The sequence below is a fragment of the Marinobacter sp. BSs20148 genome (assembly GCF_000283275.1).
Taxonomy (GTDB): Bacteria; Pseudomonadota; Gammaproteobacteria; order Pseudomonadales; family Oleiphilaceae; genus Marinobacter; species Marinobacter psychrophilus.
Map to the genome: position 1 here is coordinate 2,154,200 of NC_018268.1, position 18,363 is coordinate 2,172,562.

Consider the following 18,363-nt stretch of genomic DNA (forward strand, 5'->3'; position numbering starts at 1 on the left):
CGTGAGGTCGAGAGATTTTAAGTTATTAGTGCTGTTTTTTGAATACGTTGGAAATTGTTTTAATAAGCACTATAAAACAGCATGTTACGTATCTCATCCAAAAATTGATATTTGCAGTTGTTTGAAGAAATCCGCTACTATTTGATCGATTCTGTCTACATAGTGTCTACATAAGGACACAAGAGACTTTTCGACGAGTGCGAGTGGAGCCCTACCCTTGAGGATTACCAAGAGCTTTATAGACAAAGTTCCCCTGCCCCAGATCGGCCCGGATGGTAAATCCAGCCAGGCGTTTTATCGGGATTCGGTCATCGCCGGTTTTGGTTTACGCGTCACCAGTGGCGGAGCCAAATCGTTCATCGTTGAAAAACAAGTGGATGGCCGTGTTACGCGAAAAACGCTTGGCCGATATGGCAACCTGACACTTGAGCAGGCCCGCAAGGAAGCGCAGAAATATCTGGGTAAGGTCGCCCAGGGGATAAACCCCATTCGAGAAGTCCAGGAGCAGCGCGCGCAACGCGTCACGCTAAAAGACGCCTTTGAAGATTACCTGGTCACTCGCAAAACCCTAAAGCCGAATACGCTCATCGACTACAACCGTTCCATGCGGGAAATGTTTAAAGACTGGCAGAGCAAAGCCTTAAAAGACATCAACCGGGATATGGTGCTGAATCGCCATGCGGAATATGGACAACGCAGCCCCGCACGAGCAGACAACGGGATGCGCATTTTACGAGCCGTGTTCAATCACGCCTTGCAGCGATACCAAGACGCCTCCGGCAAATCCTTCCTGGTGGCAAACCCGGTCAATGTGCTGAGTCATCAACGCGCCTGGTACAAAGTGGAGCGCCGACAAAGCCTCATCAAAGATCACCAGCTCAAGGCCTGGTATGACGCCACCATGCAACTGAACACGCAAACCACGCGGGATTATCTACACCTGGTGCTGCTTACCGGTCTGCGACGCACAGAAGCCGCAACCCTTACGTGGAAGCAAGTCGACTTCAAAGAGAAGACGTTGACCATCACGGACACCAAAAATAGCCGAGTTCATCGCCTGCCCTTTAGTGACGCCATCGAAGCATTGTTAAAGCGCCGATCTGAAGAACAGGAAAGCCCTTTTGTGTTTCCTAGCGACGCAGAGCGCGGACACCTTTCTGAGCCACGCACGGCGATAAAGCGTGTTTGTAAATTGTCTGAGGTGACATTTACTATGCACGACCTTAGGCGCACCTTCATCACGGCGGCCGAGCGACTCGATGTTCCAGCTTATGCACTCAAACGGCTTATGAATCACAAAGATCCAAACGACGTGACCGACGGTTACATTATTTTCGATGTCGAGCGATTGCGCCTGCCCATGCAAAAGATCACTGACTTTTTTATTAATCACTTCAACAAGGAATCCGTTGATGTCCGTGCTTGACCCGGAACTTTTTGATCGTCGTAATCCGTTTGATCCCTACGATATGAGCCTAGAGGCGCCTCTTGAAGCCAAGCATCAAGAATTCACAATGGCATTTGGCTATCTCATTGGAAGCTGCCAAGAGCAGTTACAAGGGCGATCCCCTGCTGAACTTCAGTTTGCCACTGAGTTTTCGAATTGGCTGATGACGAATGCCGAACATCGCTTTAGACACGAAAGCATTTTGAAGCTGAGTCACGAAAAGACAGTGGTCTTTCTAACGGATCCTCGAAAAATTCTAGCCCTGTTCGAGGACTATGACCTCAACGACCAGGTTGAATTTCCGAACGGTACACCGGAGGATTATTTTGCGGTTATTGCGCTGGGAAAGTGTTTTGAGGCGATTGAAACCCATGAACGACTAACCGCGTCTGGTCGTAAAGAAGCGTCGTTTATGGACTACTCCCTGGTAGAGGGTGCCAAGATCAGTCTAGAAGACTCGCTGCATTACAACGCTATCAGCGCACGTGACAGCTTAATAACTGAGGCGCGTGACCTGGTTGCCTTTATTGATGGAATCCGCTTTTCACAATTACGGTCTAAAAGTTCTGGCAAACGTGGTGCCAAAGCCAAGAACTCCCCCTTCGCCAAGCTCAAGCGCCATCTAATGGCGGAGTACGATGAAAACTACCAACACCTCTCGAACCGGCATGCAGCTAGCAAGCTCTACAACTCCTTTCGAGATGATGTTGACAAGGTGCTGAGTACCGATGATCCCTCTCACCGTATTAGCCTTTGGATAGGCGTGCATAAAAAGCAAAAAGCGTTATAACGTTCGAATTTTGATTATTGGTGCGAGCTTTAGAAAGGGCACCTTAACTCGCTCAGTGGTCAAAACGGTCAGTCGCGGCACCGTAAGAAAGGTCCGCTTTGAGAACAAAAGCCCCGGCGACTGCACCGGCCTCTAACAACCGAATTTCCGAATTTTTGCGTACCTTTTCTACTGTCATCGAGCTATCTACCGTTCGTCTCAAAACGGGCAGCGTGGTTGAAGCGGTCAATTTAATCTCGAACACTCAGCCAAAAACGTAACGCCTACCCCCTAGGAATATATCCCTGCCCTCTTGGAATATATTCCTAGCCCCCAGACAACTTCTAACCCGCCTCCATTCGATCAAAACTGCTTCCATCAATTCAACAGCGGAGCACCAAAATGAATAACCAACTCTTAAAGACAAGCGAAGCTGCCCAGCTCCTGGGCGTCAGTAAAGCTTTCCTAGAACGTGACCGCTGGGCCGGTGTTCGAGTGCCCTTCATTAAAGTCGGTAGTCGCGCCGTTCGATACCGAGTCAGTGACCTAAACGACTACATCAACAAACAGGTTCGGTTTTCAACGTCTCAAAAGGGGACATCGTGAACCGCTTCCTTCCGACCTGGCTGTTTATGATTCTTATGTGCGCGCCACTTGGGTTGATAATTCTATGCCTACATGTCGAGACACATAGCCCGACCCGCTCCTCAGAACTCAATACTGGTGCCGACGTACCCGTCTGGATAGCGTTGACCCCAAGCGCCGCAAGGGGTACGCGGTCGGTACGTACCTCGTTCCCCTCACCCGTTTTGTACCTAATAGGAGGGGAAGAGCGGGTTCCCTTACCTTCCCCGTACCCGATCCTAACCCTACTAGGTTCAGGTTCGCCGTCTTTCGGATAGCCCTCGAGAAGCAAACCACCTAAAAGGTAGCGGTGTGATATGAAACCCAGCTATACCAGTAAAGAAACCCTAGACCGGGCGCAGGAATCTGCGGCCCGGTTTTTTGATGGATCTTATGGACCATTTATCGATCGCGTGCACCCGGAGCTACAGCTCAAATTTCAAGAGCAGCTGGCTGCTCGCGAGGCGGAAGTGCGCCAAAGGCGAGCTGACGCTAATAGGCTAGTCAAGGCGTCGAAAAGTCCGACAGACCGATTCCCAGGTATGACCGGGTCATTTTTCAACCGCCCAACACCCCGGCACAAGCCGGTGCCAATACAGTTGGAAACGGCGAAGCCAGGATACGCACATGACCTTGATCAAGCGGGCACTTGGACCGTTATTGAGCATCGACCGTGGGCTGGTGAATACCGGATCAGAATGGACACCAGGCCGGGTGCTGGAGCACAGACGCCGGACAACGCGGGAGACCGTGTTACCGCAATGCTCACAGAGCGTGGTGCGCGAAAAATATCTGAATCCTGTTATTACATGGCTTGCCAACGTGGCGGATTTTCAACGTTTGCAACACTTACATTAAGCCAGGAGGCACGTGAAAAACTTGGGCGTCGCATCATGGTTCCCATGTTTCCCGCCAACGAATCCGGTTTCCCGGTAGTACCGCTAGAGTCCGCCAGGGCCAAACAGGGCCCGCTGGGGGTACGTTATGATTTGGAAAGTGAACCCCCACGATATAACGTCGCAGAAATAAACTACCAGGCCGGAGAAATACGGCACGAGGACAGTGGCGCGCTGTATACGCCACTGAAAATGGGATGGAAGTGGTCCGTGCAAAAAGAGGCAAGCCGGTTTTTTGAAGCCGCGAATAAAATGTACCAACGCGGATGGCAGTATCAGGACGATGATGGAAAAACAATCAAGGTTCCTGGTTCTCGAAAATGCGTTCCCAAAAGACGCACGGCAATGACAGAAGGCGCAGCAGTCACTTGGTTAGCCGATGGGCCCTATACACCCATACGCCTTACAGCAGAGCCGCTGGCCTATTTGTGGGTGGCAGAAAGTCCTGACACCATAGACAAGGAAACCGGCGAAGTGCTGGGGGAAAACCCACATATTCACCTGATGATGAAATGGCAAGTGCCGTTCAAGCATTTTGCAGCTTGGGCGTCGCGGATTGAGGCGTTATGGGGCAACGGTTTTGCCCACCTGGAAAAAATTAAAGACCCGCAAAAAGCCGGAGCCTATGTAGCAAAGGCCGCTGGCTACCTAAGCAAAGCACAAGGCAAGACTGACCAGGGAAACATCAGAGGCAACCGTTACGGCATAAGCGCCAGAGCCAGAGCGCCAGGCTGGATTGAGTGCGAACGACATCAGGTCGGCCTCATGGGCTGGCTCTTAGCCGAAGCACACGAGAAGTGGCAAACCAAACACGGCCCGAAGATCGCACAACGCGAGTTTTTGAAAAAGAAACTGAATGGCGGAGAAATAACCATAACAGCCGGCAAAATAGTCCAGATCCTGGCAGCACCAGAAGGCGAACGCCACGCCATCGGTAAAGCTCTAGAAAGTGTAAGACGTGAGATCGCGCTTCTGCCAAGGATAAGCAAGTATGGAGCTGTATTTAAAAACGAAGAGCAGAAAGACCAGTTCATAGCTTGGGCGCAGCGTCATGGGTGGTCAGAGCGACCGCAGGAAAGCCTATGGCTGAAACACTGGCGACAGAATCAGTTATTTCGAAGGAATGGGGCGCGACTGAATGCTAGTGCAGAAGATTTTGCTGCCTGGTACCAACAAGCCGATTCAGGTGAGTTCGACCTCGAAGGTGATTATCGAGGATGGGACCCCGCAGACGAGCCGGAGAACAGCCGTATTTCGCCGCCTATTGCTGAAGAAAAGACTCAACCTTCGTTACGTACGAACTCCTTGGAGTTCTGTCAATAACTGTACTTAGATATCGGTTTAAGAGGAGATTTACTCACTCAGAAACGAGTTTTTTATACAACGAATCTATCCTGAGAATTTCCAACTTAAGCGAAGGATGCGTTGGACAGTTAACGCCGCTATCACCGGAAACGAAAGCGGAGTGTTTTTGTGCTATTGTTTGAGCACTTGCGCGATTTGCACAAAAACGCGTAACTTTTGTTTTCCGGTGCATAGCCTTGTTAGGTACCCTCACTCAAGCCCTCCGAGTATACCTCTATTATTTCCTCAGACTCATCTTTGGCGAACTCCAAGCACCACATTTTACCAATTGCTCTCACCATATCTGCAATAAATGAAGCAACGTATGATAGAACTAGGCCAGCAAATGCCTCATGCAACTCTGAGCCATAAATTCTAGAATGAACTATGGCACTTATCGCCGAAGGCGTAGAATGTGTATTCGTAGATAGTATTTTGTAGATTCCATTAAACGTCTTCACGTCCATCCCTCGGCTTTCTGATATTTCAGTTTGATTCATATCCGAGCACTTTCGTCCTTTGAGAATCTGCCTTTGAACCTCAGGCAATAGGGAACTAAATTTAACGTTTCGTTTAATTTTACTTTTAAGCTCATTGCATTTTTCTTGGAGCGAATCTAATCCTTTCTGTTCACCACCAATAAACTCCCCAATCTGCATCGTAGATTTATTATCATGGAAATCATAAAGACAAAATCGAAAGTCCGACACCTCCTTGTCAATGCTTTCTACACAGTAATACCAATGCAGGTTTGCTGCTTCAATCAGGCTTCTAGAAATCGAACAAAATGACGGAAAATCGAACAGTTCTTCTTTGTCGGTGAACCTTGATCCTGGAAGAACTCTTAATAGTGACATGCACTCTGGGACAACTTTCGCTAAATAATAAGTTGATATTTTCTTCTTTCTATCTTCTGTTTGAACACCATCAAAATACTGAGACAGGTCATATGCTATCTCAGTTATTAAATCAAAATCATCTAGTAATTCTTGAAGGTTACTCATACTTCATATGGACCTAACGCCGTGCTCTGGGGCAAACCGGTGCGCAGCGTAGGTTTGTCCCAGAGCACTTTGTTAGACATTGTTTGCCTCCGCAGCAGCAATCGTTTGGTTACCAAACGGGCTCACTTCCAAGCCCGAATTGTTGATCTCAACAATTAGTTTGGCAACGGCTTTAAAAGTTGACCTTATTTGTTCAACCCTTACATCCTGACCATCCACTTTGTCTATATCAAGATTCTTAAATGTATTTTCAATTCGAGAAATCCATTTAGAAACTTCAGGATCATCAGACTCGAGCATCGATTCAAACTCTTTGAATCCAATAACGTCAAAATCTCTAGCTTCGGATTCCGACTTGCGAACCATCAACTCCCCGATTCCCGCTTGCCAGTCTCGATATATCCACGCCTCACGGATAGACAGCCTGCGGGCAGACTGTTGCATTGTTTCCTTAATCAATTCGTCTCGTAATTGGTTACAATCGAGCTGACCACATAAAAAATTTGCACATTCTCTACAAAGATCAAATAGGTCTTGGTCACCGAGATCTGTAGCTAGATCAACATTCTTTCCTTTAAGGAAGGATTTATGCATTTTTTCTAAAGCGATTGACAAATCAATAGATTTTTCAGGAGAACATTCTAGCGACCACAATTCAGTAAGACGTAACAGCCTTTGAGTTTCTACATGTGGACCATCGGCCAGGGCAGACTCAAACACACGTATGGATTCTGATATAGATTTCTGTGACGTGGTACCAACAGGCTTCATGTAAGACTGCTCTTTCTTAATTGCATAAATCCAGCCTATAAGAGATGCTAACCGATAGAGCGTACTTTTATATTTATAATCTTCGAAACCTGTTATTACGTCACTTCTTATTAAGAAATGAGCCCGCCCCTTAACATTAAATGTTTCATTGAGTCTCCAAAACATGCTTTCAGCTGCGGCCGCCAATGGTTCCGCGTATTTTTTATACACATCATAAGCGATTTTCGACTGGTCACGCTTCTCTTTTAATTTTTGAAAAACGTAATCCTTAAAGAAAATGCCGAGCAATGTCACAATTGATGCTATGAGAGCGGCTTGTATTTTTACGTCCAATGTTTGAATCCAACTCATTATTTATGTATGCCTTACGCTAAACACTGCGGCGGCTGAAAGCCGTCCGCTGATGTGACTTATTAAGAGTTTTAATTTCCAACTCTAGCTTCTCCTTCTGTAAGCTGAGGATGTCGTCATGGATGGGCTGCACCTTTCGATACCAACGATAAAACCCAAAGCATGAAGAATAGAAGCCAATAGTGAAAATTGCAGCTAGTAGCCATTTGCCAACTTCCCGGTTATCCACAGCGACCTGGATCTGTTTATCTAGAAGCTCTTCCCGCTCTTTTGCAAGCGGATCGTCACTGCTTTTCAAGTCGTAGTATGCCTGAGCATTTTCAAATATAACTTGGTTAGTCGTTCGACTATTGACGAACGTAAGGGTGAGGCTCACAACCATAACCACTAACCCAAAAGTTGCTAAGAATTTGTAAATGTTGTCGGTTGGAACTGGAATTCTCGGATCCATAAATACTCTTAACACTATGCAGCGGCGCGCATAAGCGCGTCCGGTGGAGGCCCTTCGGGCCGGAAAAAACTGCAGCTATTTGTTAGTTTCTAGCGATCGAAGAGGTTTAGTATTGAGTCGTAGTCAACTTCGATCCAAGAATTTTTCTTCAACGTCTTTTTAGTAGAGTAATTTTGGGGTGCGTCGACCTTAGTTTTTTCATCAATGCCGCTAGCTAAGAGAATTGCTGCGAATACTGTGTTGATCTCTTCGTCGTCGTGAGGCCACTTGCTGGCTACTGCCAAAATCATTGAGCCTTCAGGGCCGCCGCTGGCTGGGTTCGCTCCTTCATGTATAAGCCTTCCTGCAATTAGCGGACAGTTATTAACGTAAGAGGCAAAAAGACCGTTCCACTGGGCACCCCTATAATAATCGCCTGCATCGGGTTGGCGATAATCTATTGCGTTTTCGAGCTCGTCACAGGTTTTGCAACCTTGGAAGTCCTGAGCTGAACATTCAGAAGCTTGTATAGTTTGGCAATAAAGAGTCAAAGCTAGGGAGAGCAGGCAACCGCGCCATAAAGTCATAATTATACTCCAGTTAAAGTCTATGGATTTTGAACCTAACGCCGCCAGCACGCGCGGCTTTGTAGTGGAGGCAAAGCCGCAACGCAAAAGCCGTCGCTGTGCCAGGCCTGGCCTGGCCTGGTTAGGCATTTTACTTCCTACCCACCGCGAACCATCGCAGCCCAAATGATTTACAAAAAGCCTGAACAGTCAGGAAGCTTTTAATGGCGGATAATTCTGGCTCGTCAGCCCCATCAAGCACATTGTCAATTGAAAACAGGCGCTGAAAGAAGAGCGCTGTGCGGGATTCCTGAGACTGAGAGATCTGTTCAACACAGGAACGCACGATTTGGGAGAGTCTTTCCAAATTACCACGGTACTCACCCTCGTCAAAACGAGATTGTTCGGACAGCAGCGAGGAAAGCCGCTCAAGAAGAGGATCGCCCTCAACGTATCTCGGCTCTACATTTGCTACTCCAACATTCCCCGGCTGATCGTAATTCCATTTTGAGTGACCTGCTAAAACTGACGCGTCTGGAAACGTTGAGTTCTCAACGATAGTACCGGAGGTAATATGGCTGTATAGCTGGCTTAACCTATGAAACGCTGGTGACGCGTAACAAACGAGGCCTTTTCCTTGCATTTGAACAGTCAGAGAATCAAGCAGTTGCTGCTGAATAGTTTCGATAGTGAATCGCCAATATTGGCCATTAATACCTCGTTGCCTAAGCTTGCTTGAAACTCGCTTCATATATTCTGGACGCTTCGCTTGCAGAAACAGGTTTAATTCAAAGTTTGGCAATAGCCTCGGGCTTCGAGCCCGTCTCATATGCCAAAGCATTTTCAAGTCATCCAGAAAAACGCCAGCGAATGGTGCTTCAATATCGTGAATGTCCCAGATTCGAGAGTCCATGCATAATGCCGCATAATCGAACCCAACATGACCTTCTAGCACTTGGCCCGGCGACCAAACTAAACGAGTATTTTGTAGCTGGCTATACAATGGAGTTTCGAATTCACGTTCTTCAAATTCTGCAGATGACACGATGTTTCCTATAAAAGCCTAACGTTTGGTTAAGGGGCGGGCTTTTGCCCGTCCTAAAGAGCGAAGTGAACGATTTGAACCACTTGTTAGAGCGGCCACTGGGTCATTGCCGGCTATAAATTGTATAAATTTACTGAGAGTTTTTGATCAGCGCTGGATTTCTTCCCTGGCCTCGGGTTTTAGAGATAGCTTCACAAGCTCTAGATTATTTAAACCTGAATTACTAAGCCCAATGTCCTCACGAATGGCTGAGTATAAAGCGTTGACAGCTCGAAATAGCTTTTTTGTATCACCGCTACCAGAAACAGTTTCAAACTGAATTTGGGCTTTTATTACTTTAGGAGACCCCCAAAGCAATAAGTCTGATTTGAATTTGAAGGCAAACAGAAGAAGCTCTTTTTGATCTGGTGCTTTTAATGCAAGGTGTTCATTTGAGGCACCCATCATTCGGCTAATTATGTCTATGAAGCCTTGATATACTTCTACTTTTTTAAGTCTGTGAGCCTCTTCTGCAGCACGCTTACGTTCATGTGCTTGGCTAATTAATACAGCCGAAATGCCTACTAGAATTGTTGCCATTGCACCAATGATTGCGGCTGTTGTTTCTGGTGTGGCGGCAGAAATTGCGCTCCAAAACTCTTGAATAAGAAGCCAGGAGCCATATCCAAATAGTACAAGTGTAGAAAGACCTATAAGGATCTGTACTGTTTTCAGGATGTTGGATTTCATTGATTAGCTCTAACGCTTGAAGCATGCGCGCCCTTAGAATGGAGCCAAAAGCGCAATGGAAAGGGCGTAGCCGTGCCTGCACTGATTAGTGAATTTTCTCAGAAAATGAGTCGATGTCTTCGTACGATACTGAATGTAAAAATATTTTTGACGAAAGCTCATCTTTCATGACCGACAGCGATTTCTCTGCCCTGTTCAATACGCCCGTAGTATCTTCTTGGTCCGTTTTGAAGAAAACCAAATGCATTTGGTCAACTTTATCGGCCTCTATACCCTGTGCAAAGTTTGTAAATATTTCTCCAACATTTTCTCTCTCATACCTTTCGTAGTTTGTGGGCATGAAAGTGCTGACAGCGATCGTCTTGCCATCCTTATTGAAAACTCCATCGAATTTGCTTAAAGGCTCTGTCTGACTGGCAACCGGTGAACCATGGCCAATTTTCAGTATTTTTGTATTAGGCAAGTTCGCGATTGAGTACATCAAGCTGCTATGGTTTTTCTCATAATCATCTCTTTGCTTACGCATCTTTTCGCGACGCTCAAATCGTTTTATTTTGTCCTCATCCGATTCTTCTTTTTTGAGAGTACCGGTAATCGATTGACGAATTTTTTCTTCTAATTCTCTTATATCAACCTTTCCTGATACAGTCTCATCACTTGCCAATTCTGCAAGCTGTTTAGATATTTCGCCAGCTCTTCCGGCTATGATGTCTTCAATACGCTTTTCGGTGACACCCGTCGAAGCTTTGATGCTTTGGAGTGCATCCGTGGTTTTTGTAAAAAGCTCTGTCTGTAACCTTATACTTTCGTCACTTCGATTAATAACTGCTTGTTCTGAAGAACGACCTAGAGCTATAGCCGCAATTGCCAAAACAATAGACCCACCTGAAATGATGACAGTAAGCACAAAACCTATGAGCTCAGTGGTTGTAAAGTTTGTGATTGTGTCTTTTTGAGAATTTGAAAATAATAGGGCAATAATTACACCGAGCATAAACGAAACCACTATGATGCCAATTTGCTTGTAGGTTATCGTCCATTCGTTTTTTTCATTGTCCATAATTACTCCAGCTTCTCTTTTTCTATTAATCGTATCACTAAAAGTGATTAGACCGCATTTCTCAGTATTGCAGAAAAGGTCGTCCCACATAAACCCGCGTCCCACTTTTCTTGCGTGGCCTTAAATTCGCTCTTTAACAGGAGCTTAGCTCATTCCACCCAGTGTCGCCAAGTAATCGCCTGACCTCGCCTTTTCGCTCGCACGATAAGACTGTATGTAGTTACAGCTTCGGAAAGTTCGAACTATCATGGACGCGAGCGCAGGATCACTAATGGACGGTTTTCGTGTGAGACTAACTATGCGGTGGAGTGGTTTGCTGGCCAAGCTCATTGCGTATGGAGAATACAGATTTGTGGAGGTATGCCGTACAATCAACTGTCTACATAACGTCTACATGAGAAAGCCGGCGATGGAGAGAGCTGGAGAGAAGTTTCGTAACTTACTGATTTTAATGGTGCTCCGAACCGGAATCGAACCGGTACGACCGTGAGGTCGAGAGATTTTAAGTCTCTTGTGTCTACCTATTCCACCATCGGAGCATTTCGAGGGGATGTTTTTGAGCGAGGAATTGTATAAGGCCACGTTCGCTAACGCAATTCGGATTGGCTTCTAATTTAAAAGATCTGTTTTGAGTGCACCGCAACACCCCGATAAATGTAGCCGGCAATGCGCGGCACATTTGCTAGATAGAAGGTGTCTAACTCAACGATTTCAAAGTCTGCGCTGCGGATCAGGTCGGCAATGGGTCGGTTCAGGTGGCAACCGCCGCCAATGCGCTTCCAGGCCGGCGTTATTCGGTGTTGCCAGCTTTGAACTTTGGCATCCGGTGATTCGCCGTGCTCAAGAAACAGCAATTTGCCATCGGCACGCAAAACTCTTTTCATTTGGATCAGTGCTTTTTCCCAGCCGGCTATGCTGCACAGTGTAAAGGTGAGCACGACTGTGTCTATGCTGGCGTCTGCCAGCGGAATTTCCTCGCCTGGCAAATCCAGCCATTCTAGGGGCACTGGTGATCGGTTGGCATTGTCGATGGCTTTGTGGCGCATCCCGGCCGACGGCTCCAGGCCGTATACCCGTTCAACCTCATTGGGCCGGTAAAGCGCGAGGTTGATACCCGAACCCATTCCCACTTCCAGCACAATACCTTTTGCTCTGGGCACCAGGCTCTGGCGCAACGCCATCAGGTCTTCACTGGCGCACACTTTGGAAATCAGGTGCGGGAGTATTTTTTCTTGGTAAAATCCCATTCGTGACACGCCTGTAAGTTGTTAATTTCTTTGGCTAAGCTATAGTTCGAGTGCGTCGCAGCCTTCGGTTCTTAATATAGATCATGAGTGCGACAATCTGTCCGACGCGCGCGTCTGTATAAGCTAGTACGATGCAATAACCTGCTGGTAACAACAACACTAAAAGTACCAAAGGCTGTCGGTGCCAGGGGCATAAGCCCCGTGGTCTTGTGTGAGAAGTTACCGGAGGTTCTATGGAACTCGATCCCATCCTGTTGTCGCGAATACAATTCGCATTCGTGGTTTCTTTCCACGCTATTTTCCCAGTATTTACTGTGGGTCTTGCTTCTTACATCGCCGTGCTGGAAGGCCTGGCCTTTAAAACTGGCAATCAATCGTGGGTTCGCCTGTCCTCATTCTGGACCAAAATTTTCGCCGTGGTTTTTGGCATGGGCGTGGTGTCCGGAATTGTTATGTCGTTTCAGTTCGGTACAAACTGGAGCAATTTTTCCCAAGCGACTGCCAACTTTCTGGGGCCGATGCTGACTTATGAGGTGATAACGGCGTTCTTCCTCGAAGCTGCGTTCCTGGGCGTTTTGCTGTTTGGCCGTAATAAAGTCCCGCCCGGTGTGCATCTGTTTGCCGCCATTATGGTGGCGACCGGAACCTTCATATCGACCTTCTGGATTCTATCGGCCAACAGCTGGATGCACACACCAGCAGGCGTCGAACTGCGTGACGGCATTTTTTACGTTACGTCTTGGACTGAAGCGATTTTCAATCCTTCCTTCCCCTACCGCTTTACCCACATGGTGCTGGCATCGTTCTTAACGGGTGGCTTTGTAGTCGCCGGCGTAAGTGCCTGGTATCTGCTCAAGGGTCGCGAAGTAGAGGCCAACCGGAAAGCGCTGTCTATGTGTCTGTGGCTGCTGTTAATAGTGGCGCCGACTCAAGCGGTCGTTGGCGATTTTCACGGTTTGAACACACTTGAGCACCAGCCAATGAAAGTGGCCGCGATGGAAGGCCACTGGGAAACCGGAACTAACGTGCCTCTGTTGCTATTCGCTATTCCAGATCAGAAAAACCAGACCAATCATTTTGAAATTGGTATCCCCAGCCTGGCGTCACTCGTGCTCACCCACGATTGGAACGGCGAGATTTTGGGCTTGAATGAAGTCGCGGTTGATAAGCAGCCTCCGGTTGCGATCGTATTCTGGTCGTTCCGCGTGATGGTAGCCCTTGGTCTGCTGATGATTCTGGTCGCGCTGACGGGCTTGGTCCTGCGTCGTGGTGGCAAATTCTGGCGTACAAGATGGTTTCTGCAGAGTCTGCGCGTCATGAGTATTACACCATTTCTTGCGGTATTGTCGGGATGGTTTGTGACTGAGACTGGTCGCTCGCCCTGGCTGGTGTACGGCATGCTCGATTACTCAGCAGCCATTACACCGTCACTGACCGGCACTATGGCGCTGTTCACTCTGATTGGTTATGTGGTGGTGTATTCGATGGTGTTCTCGGCCGGTCTTTACTACTTGATGCGAGTTTTGTTTGAAGGTCTTGAAGCAGACTATGAACAGCCTGAATCATTGACCGAACGGCCAAAGCGTCCTCTGTCTGCGGCGCACACTCAATTTGAAATTGGTAAAATTACAGGGCGGCCGGTTACCCAGGGAGAACACTGATCATGGGAATGATTGATTTAGCACTGGTGTGGGCGTTCATTATCGGTTTCGGCATAATCATGTATGTGATGATGGACGGCTTCGATCTGGGCGTGGGGATTTTGTTCCCCTTCGCGCCCTCGGAGCCCGATCGCGACACCATGATGAATTCGGTGGCGCCTGTATGGGACGGTAACGAGACTTGGCTGGTGCTTGGCGGTACCGGGCTGCTTGCGGCATTTCCTCTGGTTTACTCCATATTGCTGCCCGCTCTGTACATTGGGGTGTTCCTGATGCTGGCCGGGCTTATTTTTCGGGGTGTTGCGTTCGAATTCCGCTTTAAGGCGCAGAGCTCGCGCTATTTGTGGAATTGGGCGTTTGCCGGCGGCTCTACCTTGGCAGCGTTTGCGCAGGGTGTGGTGGTAGGGAGTTACATTCAAGGCTATGAAACCGCCAATCGAGTTTACGTCGGTGGCGCGATGGACTGGTTAACGCCGTTCACCATTATGACTGGCCTTGGCTTGATTGCCGGTTATGCACTCTTGGGTTCCACCTGGCTGATCATGAAAACCGAAGGTCGGCTGCAAGAATGGGCATACAAGATCACCTTGCCTCTTCTTACAGCAGTTTTGGTTGTGTTCGGGATTATTGGTGTATGGACACCGTTCGTGGATGACATGGTGCGTAACCGCTGGTTCGAAAACCTGACCGTGATTTGGGTACTGCCGTTTCTGACCTTGTTGTTTGCGTTTCAGATTTTCCGCTCTGTGCGCAACCGGCTTGAAGGTATGCCGTTCGTAGCCACCATGGGGCTGTTCATCACGACGTATCTGGGGCTAATTGTAAGCCGCTGGCCTTACCTGGTGCCGCCCGACTACACCCTGTGGGATGCCGCGTCGGCCTACAGTTCGCAGTTATTCCTGCTGGTTGGTTTGCTGATTGTTATTCCCTTTGTGCTGGTGTACACCGCCTGGACCTACTGGGTATTCCGCGGCAAAGTGCGCGCCGAGGGATATCACTAAGTGGCTGAACCCGATGCGCGAAACTCTAGCGCCTTGAATAACGGTGGTACCGGTGATTCGTCGCCGGCACCACTTAGTGCAGAGGTGAATAAATGGTTACAGGGCTTGGCCAAGACACACAGAAAAAGCGTCATCAAAACGGCGGTAGCTGGTTTGTTTGCAGGCTTTGCTACCATTGTACAAATGACCTTGTTAGCCACGATTATTCACCAGGGTCTGGTGGAAAAAGTCGCTTTGGCCGCACTAACCCCGTATTTTCTGGGATTATTGGCCACATTAGGGGTGCGGGCGCTGGCTCAAGGCTGGCAAACCACTCTGGCGTCGCGCTGCAGCCAGCAGGTGCGCCGACAGGTACGTCAGCAACTTAATGATTGCTGGCAAGCCACCGGGCCGGTGAGCCTGAATCAGTCCTCTGCTGGCACTCATAGCCGCGAATGGCTCGACCACGTTGATGCTCTGCACGGCTACTTCGCACGTTTTCTGCCGCAAATGCTGATTGCCACCCTGCTACCGCTGATGATTCTAGCGTTTGTATTCTGGTTAGACTGGCTAGCGGCAATATTTTTAATGTTGGCGGCACCCCTGATTCCGTTGTTCATGGCCTTGGTAGGTATGGGCGCTGAATCACTGAATCAACAGCACTTTCAAACCGTCAGCCGCCTGTCCGGCCAATTTCTGGATAAGGTGCGCGGGCTAACCACTTTGCAACTGTTTCAGCAAACTGGCCCCGCTTCCGAGGTTCTGCAACAGCGCTCGGACCAATACCGGTTTATCACTATGAAAACCCTGCGGGTAGCGTTTTTGTCGTCAGCCGTGCTTGAGTTCTTTTCGTCTGTGGCCATCGCCGTTATAGCCATGTATATCGGTTTTGGTCTGTTGGGCTCCATCGTTTTTGGCCCGGCAGCGGATTTAACGCTGTTTTCCGGTTTATTGGTGTTGCTGCTGGCACCGGAGTTCTTTCAACCATTGCGCACGCTGTCACAGCACTATCACGATCGTGCATCCGCCTTGGGTGCCGGCGCTGAAATTTTCAGCCGGCTTAAAGCGTCAGAGTCGACTGGCCAGCGGGTTCGCCCTGCTCCTTCGCAGAACAGCACCGGGGTGATGGTTCAAGACGTCAGCGTTGGCTTCGGCTCTGGCTTTAGCAAAAACAAGCTGCTGTTTGACCGGGTGTCGTTCAGCGTTGGCCGCGGCCAGGCCCTTGCGCTAACGGGCCCCTCCGGAGGTGGCAAAAGCACGTTATTGAATATGATAGCGGGATTTATCACCCCACAGAGCGGTGCCATTACCATTTTTGGCGAAGCCCCGGGCCAGCAAGCGTTTGGCTGGTTAGGACAAAAAGGCTTCTTGATTGATGGCACCTGGGCCGACAACCTGCGCTTAACCGCACCGCAGGCCAGCGATAATGAGATAGCTGGCGCGCTGGAACAGGTTGGCCTGGGCCCTTTGCTTGCTGAGCGTGCAGAGGGCATTTACAGCAAAGTAATGGAAGATGGCCAGGGTCTGTCGGGTGGGCAGTCACGGCGCCTGAGCCTGGCACGTATTCTGGTGGCAAATTATGACCTGATCCTGCTGGATGAGCCCACAGCAGCTCTGGATGCCGACAGCGAACAGCACATTGTGCAAACCCTGTCCAAATTGAAGCAGCAAGGAAAAACCCTGGTGTTTTCGAGCCACCACACGGCGTTGCTCGTACTGGCTGACCAGGTACTGCAGGTGGTAGATGGCCGGTTGCAGGCCACTGCTGAAGGAGGTCACCATGATTAATGCTCTGCGCCCCTGGTTGCAGTTGGTATTCCACCGCCGTAACCGCTTACTGATTGGCGCTTTTTTGATTCTAGTTACGCTGCTTGCGGGTATCTCTCTGTTGGCGTTGTCTGGGTGGTTCATCACCAGAACAGCTCTGGTTGGTTTATTGATCGCCATGGGTATTCAGGCCACGATCGAGCTGTATCTGCCCGGCTCGGCCATTCGCCTGTTTGCGGTTTCGCGTACCGTATTCCGCTACCTGGAACGAATTTACAATCACGAAACCGTGCTACGACTGTTGGCTGACATTCGGGTAACCCTATTTAAACGTCTGGCCTTTGTGCCCCGCAGTCAGCGCTCGCCAATGACGGGCGCACAATGGCTGTCACGCTTGCTCACCGATGTAGACGCACTGGATACACTTTACCTGCGCCTACTTGCTCCTGCGTCCCTGGCGGCGCTGGTAAGTGTTGGGGTTATTATCCTGGCCGCGACGGTGTTTAGTGTACAGACCGGCGTTTTGGTCGCTGCGTGCCTGGGCCTGGCTTTTACATCGGCAACGGGCGCTGTCTACCTGCGCACCCATACCCTGGCTCAGGCTCAGAGTGAGCGCCAAGACACGCTACGCAGCCAGTTGGTTCAGCACATTGAGGGTTACGCAGAGCTCACCGCTGCAGGTCGTGCCCGTGACCACAGCGCCTTGTTGATGCAGCAGGCCGAGCAGTTAACCAGCGAGCAATGCACTATTGAGGCTCGAGCTGGCTGGCACCTGGCAGGCTCAAACCTGTTGATAAACCTGGCAGTGGTGGTGGCTCTGTGGATGGGATTTAGCCTGTACCAGCAGCAAATGCTGTCTGGCCCGGTGCTGGTTTTGCTGCCCATCGCTTTACTGGGATTGGGCGAGGTGTATGGCGTGTTGCCCGACGCGTTTTCCCGCCTTGGCGGCACAGTGGCCTCTGCCCGGCGCTTAAACCGCGATACCGCAGAAAGCGCCGGGCACGGTGGTGTCACCTTGGCGAAGACGACTGACCTGGTAACGCCTGAGAACGGCGATTTTGCGGTCGCGGTTGATGATTTGCAGCTGCGCTACGGCGACAGTCAGCCTTTGCTGGCTCGCCCTCTCAGCATCAAGCTTAAGCCCGGGGAGTGGCTCGGTTTTACTGGCCGATCAGGCAGCGGAAAATCGTCCCTGGCAGACGCTTTGAGCGGTCTGCTACGCCCATCAGGCGGCAGCGTTAGCAGCCTTCCGGTTGCTTACCTGACTCAGCAAACCTATCTGTTTGACGACACTTTAAGCATGAACTTGAAAATGGCCAACCCGGAGGCCAGCGATGATGATCTCTGGCAAGTGCTGGACCTGGTCGAGATGGGAGATCGCTTTGGCGAGGAGCCGGCCCAGCTGGATACCTGGCTCGGCAGTGGCGGCAATTTGCTGTCTGGCGGCGAAGCCCGGCGCATCGCGCTGGCGCGAGTGCTACTAAGCCCTGCGACCGTGTTCGTGCTGGACGAGCCATTCACCGGTGTCGACAAAGCCCTGCGCGACCGCATATGCTGCCGTATGGAACAACGTTTGGCGGGCCGTACGGTGATCAGCCTGGCTCACAGTGTGGATGCACTGGCAGGTGGCACCGCTACGATTGCGCTTTAATACAAATATAAAAATTTCGGG

General features: G+C 49.5%; 17 protein-coding genes and 1 tRNA gene. 8 read left to right on the plus strand and 10 right to left on the minus strand.

Going from position 1 to position 18,363, the window contains the following annotated elements:
- The first annotated feature begins 217 nt into the window (after window positions 1-217).
- Both MRBBS_RS09775 and MRBBS_RS09780 read left to right on the plus strand, forming a co-directional pair.
- On the plus strand, window positions 218-1,426 hold the full coding sequence (locus MRBBS_RS09775) for a tyrosine-type recombinase/integrase (RefSeq protein WP_014871338.1): 1,209 nt from the start codon (window positions 218-220) through the stop codon (window positions 1,424-1,426).
- A complete protein-coding gene (locus MRBBS_RS09780; RefSeq protein ID WP_014871339.1) occupies window positions 1,413-2,237 on the plus strand; it encodes a hypothetical protein in 825 nt (274 codons plus the stop codon). The genes MRBBS_RS09775 and MRBBS_RS09780 overlap by 14 nt, the downstream gene beginning before the upstream one ends.
- 52 nt (window positions 2,238-2,289) lie before the next feature.
- On the opposite strand, the gene MRBBS_RS20265 is transcribed toward MRBBS_RS09780, so the two are convergent.
- Window positions 2,290-2,415, minus strand: coding sequence for a hypothetical protein (locus MRBBS_RS20265; protein WP_014871340.1), 126 nt, complete (start codon window positions 2,413-2,415; stop codon window positions 2,290-2,292).
- A gap of 203 nt (window positions 2,416-2,618) precedes the next feature.
- Between MRBBS_RS20265 and MRBBS_RS20465 the strand changes: the two genes are divergently transcribed.
- Window positions 2,619-2,822 carry a helix-turn-helix domain-containing protein gene (locus MRBBS_RS20465; protein WP_041635231.1) on the plus strand — a complete coding sequence of 68 codons (204 nt, stop codon included), beginning with the start codon at window positions 2,619-2,621 and terminating at the stop codon, window positions 2,820-2,822.
- A 335-nt stretch (window positions 2,823-3,157) separates the two neighbouring features.
- Entirely contained in the window at window positions 3,158-5,059 is a 1,902-nt protein-coding gene (locus MRBBS_RS09790) for a hypothetical protein (protein WP_014871341.1), read from the plus strand.
- Window positions 5,060-5,280: 221 nt separating this feature from the next.
- On the opposite strand, the gene MRBBS_RS09795 is transcribed toward MRBBS_RS09790, so the two are convergent.
- The 9 genes from MRBBS_RS09795 to MRBBS_RS09835 all read right to left on the minus strand — a co-directional run bounded on the left by MRBBS_RS09795 (window position 5,281) and on the right by MRBBS_RS09835 (window position 12,283).
- Window positions 5,281-6,084, minus strand: coding sequence for a DUF5677 domain-containing protein (locus MRBBS_RS09795; protein WP_041635232.1), 804 nt, complete (start codon window positions 6,082-6,084; stop codon window positions 5,281-5,283).
- 72 nt (window positions 6,085-6,156) lie between these two features.
- Entirely contained in the window at window positions 6,157-7,206 is a 1,050-nt protein-coding gene (locus tag MRBBS_RS09800; RefSeq protein ID WP_014871342.1) for a hypothetical protein, read from the minus strand.
- Between the two features lie 19 nt (window positions 7,207-7,225).
- Window positions 7,226-7,657 carry a hypothetical protein gene (locus tag MRBBS_RS09805; protein ID WP_041635233.1) on the minus strand — a complete coding sequence of 144 codons (432 nt, stop codon included), beginning with the start codon at window positions 7,655-7,657 and terminating at the stop codon, window positions 7,226-7,228.
- A gap of 89 nt (window positions 7,658-7,746) precedes the next feature.
- Entirely contained in the window at window positions 7,747-8,352 is a 606-nt protein-coding gene (locus tag MRBBS_RS09810) for a hypothetical protein (RefSeq protein WP_041635234.1), read from the minus strand.
- 1 nt (window position 8,353) lies between these two features.
- Complete coding sequence (locus tag MRBBS_RS09815) at window positions 8,354-9,247, minus strand: hypothetical protein (RefSeq protein WP_014871345.1); 894 nt, start codon at window positions 9,245-9,247, stop codon at window positions 8,354-8,356.
- A 147-nt stretch (window positions 9,248-9,394) separates the two neighbouring features.
- Window positions 9,395-9,976 carry a hypothetical protein gene (locus MRBBS_RS09820; RefSeq protein WP_014871346.1) on the minus strand — a complete coding sequence of 194 codons (582 nt, stop codon included), beginning with the start codon at window positions 9,974-9,976 and terminating at the stop codon, window positions 9,395-9,397.
- An 85-nt stretch (window positions 9,977-10,061) separates the two neighbouring features.
- Window positions 10,062-11,036 carry a hypothetical protein gene (locus MRBBS_RS09825; protein ID WP_014871347.1) on the minus strand — a complete coding sequence of 325 codons (975 nt, stop codon included), beginning with the start codon at window positions 11,034-11,036 and terminating at the stop codon, window positions 10,062-10,064.
- Window positions 11,037-11,488: 452 nt separating this feature from the next.
- Window positions 11,489-11,575, minus strand: a tRNA-Leu gene (locus tag MRBBS_RS09830).
- Between the two features lie 75 nt (window positions 11,576-11,650).
- Window positions 11,651-12,283 carry a class I SAM-dependent methyltransferase gene (locus MRBBS_RS09835; RefSeq protein WP_014871348.1) on the minus strand — a complete coding sequence of 211 codons (633 nt, stop codon included), beginning with the start codon at window positions 12,281-12,283 and terminating at the stop codon, window positions 11,651-11,653.
- 233 nt (window positions 12,284-12,516) lie between these two features.
- Here MRBBS_RS09835 and MRBBS_RS09840 point away from each other — a divergent pair, with 233 nt between their 5' ends.
- From MRBBS_RS09840 to cydC, 4 genes are read left to right on the plus strand one after another with little or no spacing between them, the layout of a single operon-like run.
- Window positions 12,517-13,944: a cytochrome ubiquinol oxidase subunit I gene (locus MRBBS_RS09840; protein ID WP_014871349.1), complete on the plus strand. Its 1,428-nt coding sequence runs from the start codon at window positions 12,517-12,519 to the stop codon at window positions 13,942-13,944.
- A gap of 2 nt (window positions 13,945-13,946) precedes the next feature.
- On the plus strand, window positions 13,947-14,945 hold the full coding sequence (gene cydB, locus MRBBS_RS09845) for a cytochrome d ubiquinol oxidase subunit II (RefSeq protein ID WP_014871350.1): 999 nt from the start codon (window positions 13,947-13,949) through the stop codon (window positions 14,943-14,945).
- Window positions 14,946-16,712, plus strand: coding sequence for a thiol reductant ABC exporter subunit CydD (cydD, locus tag MRBBS_RS09850; RefSeq protein WP_014871351.1), 1,767 nt, complete (start codon window positions 14,946-14,948; stop codon window positions 16,710-16,712).
- The gene (gene cydC, locus MRBBS_RS09855) at window positions 16,705-18,342 is read left to right on the plus strand and encodes a thiol reductant ABC exporter subunit CydC (RefSeq protein ID WP_014871352.1); all 1,638 of its coding nucleotides are present in this window, start codon (window positions 16,705-16,707) and stop codon (window positions 18,340-18,342) included. The genes cydD and cydC overlap by 8 nt, the downstream gene beginning before the upstream one ends.
- The last annotated feature ends 21 nt before the right edge of the window (window positions 18,343-18,363 follow it).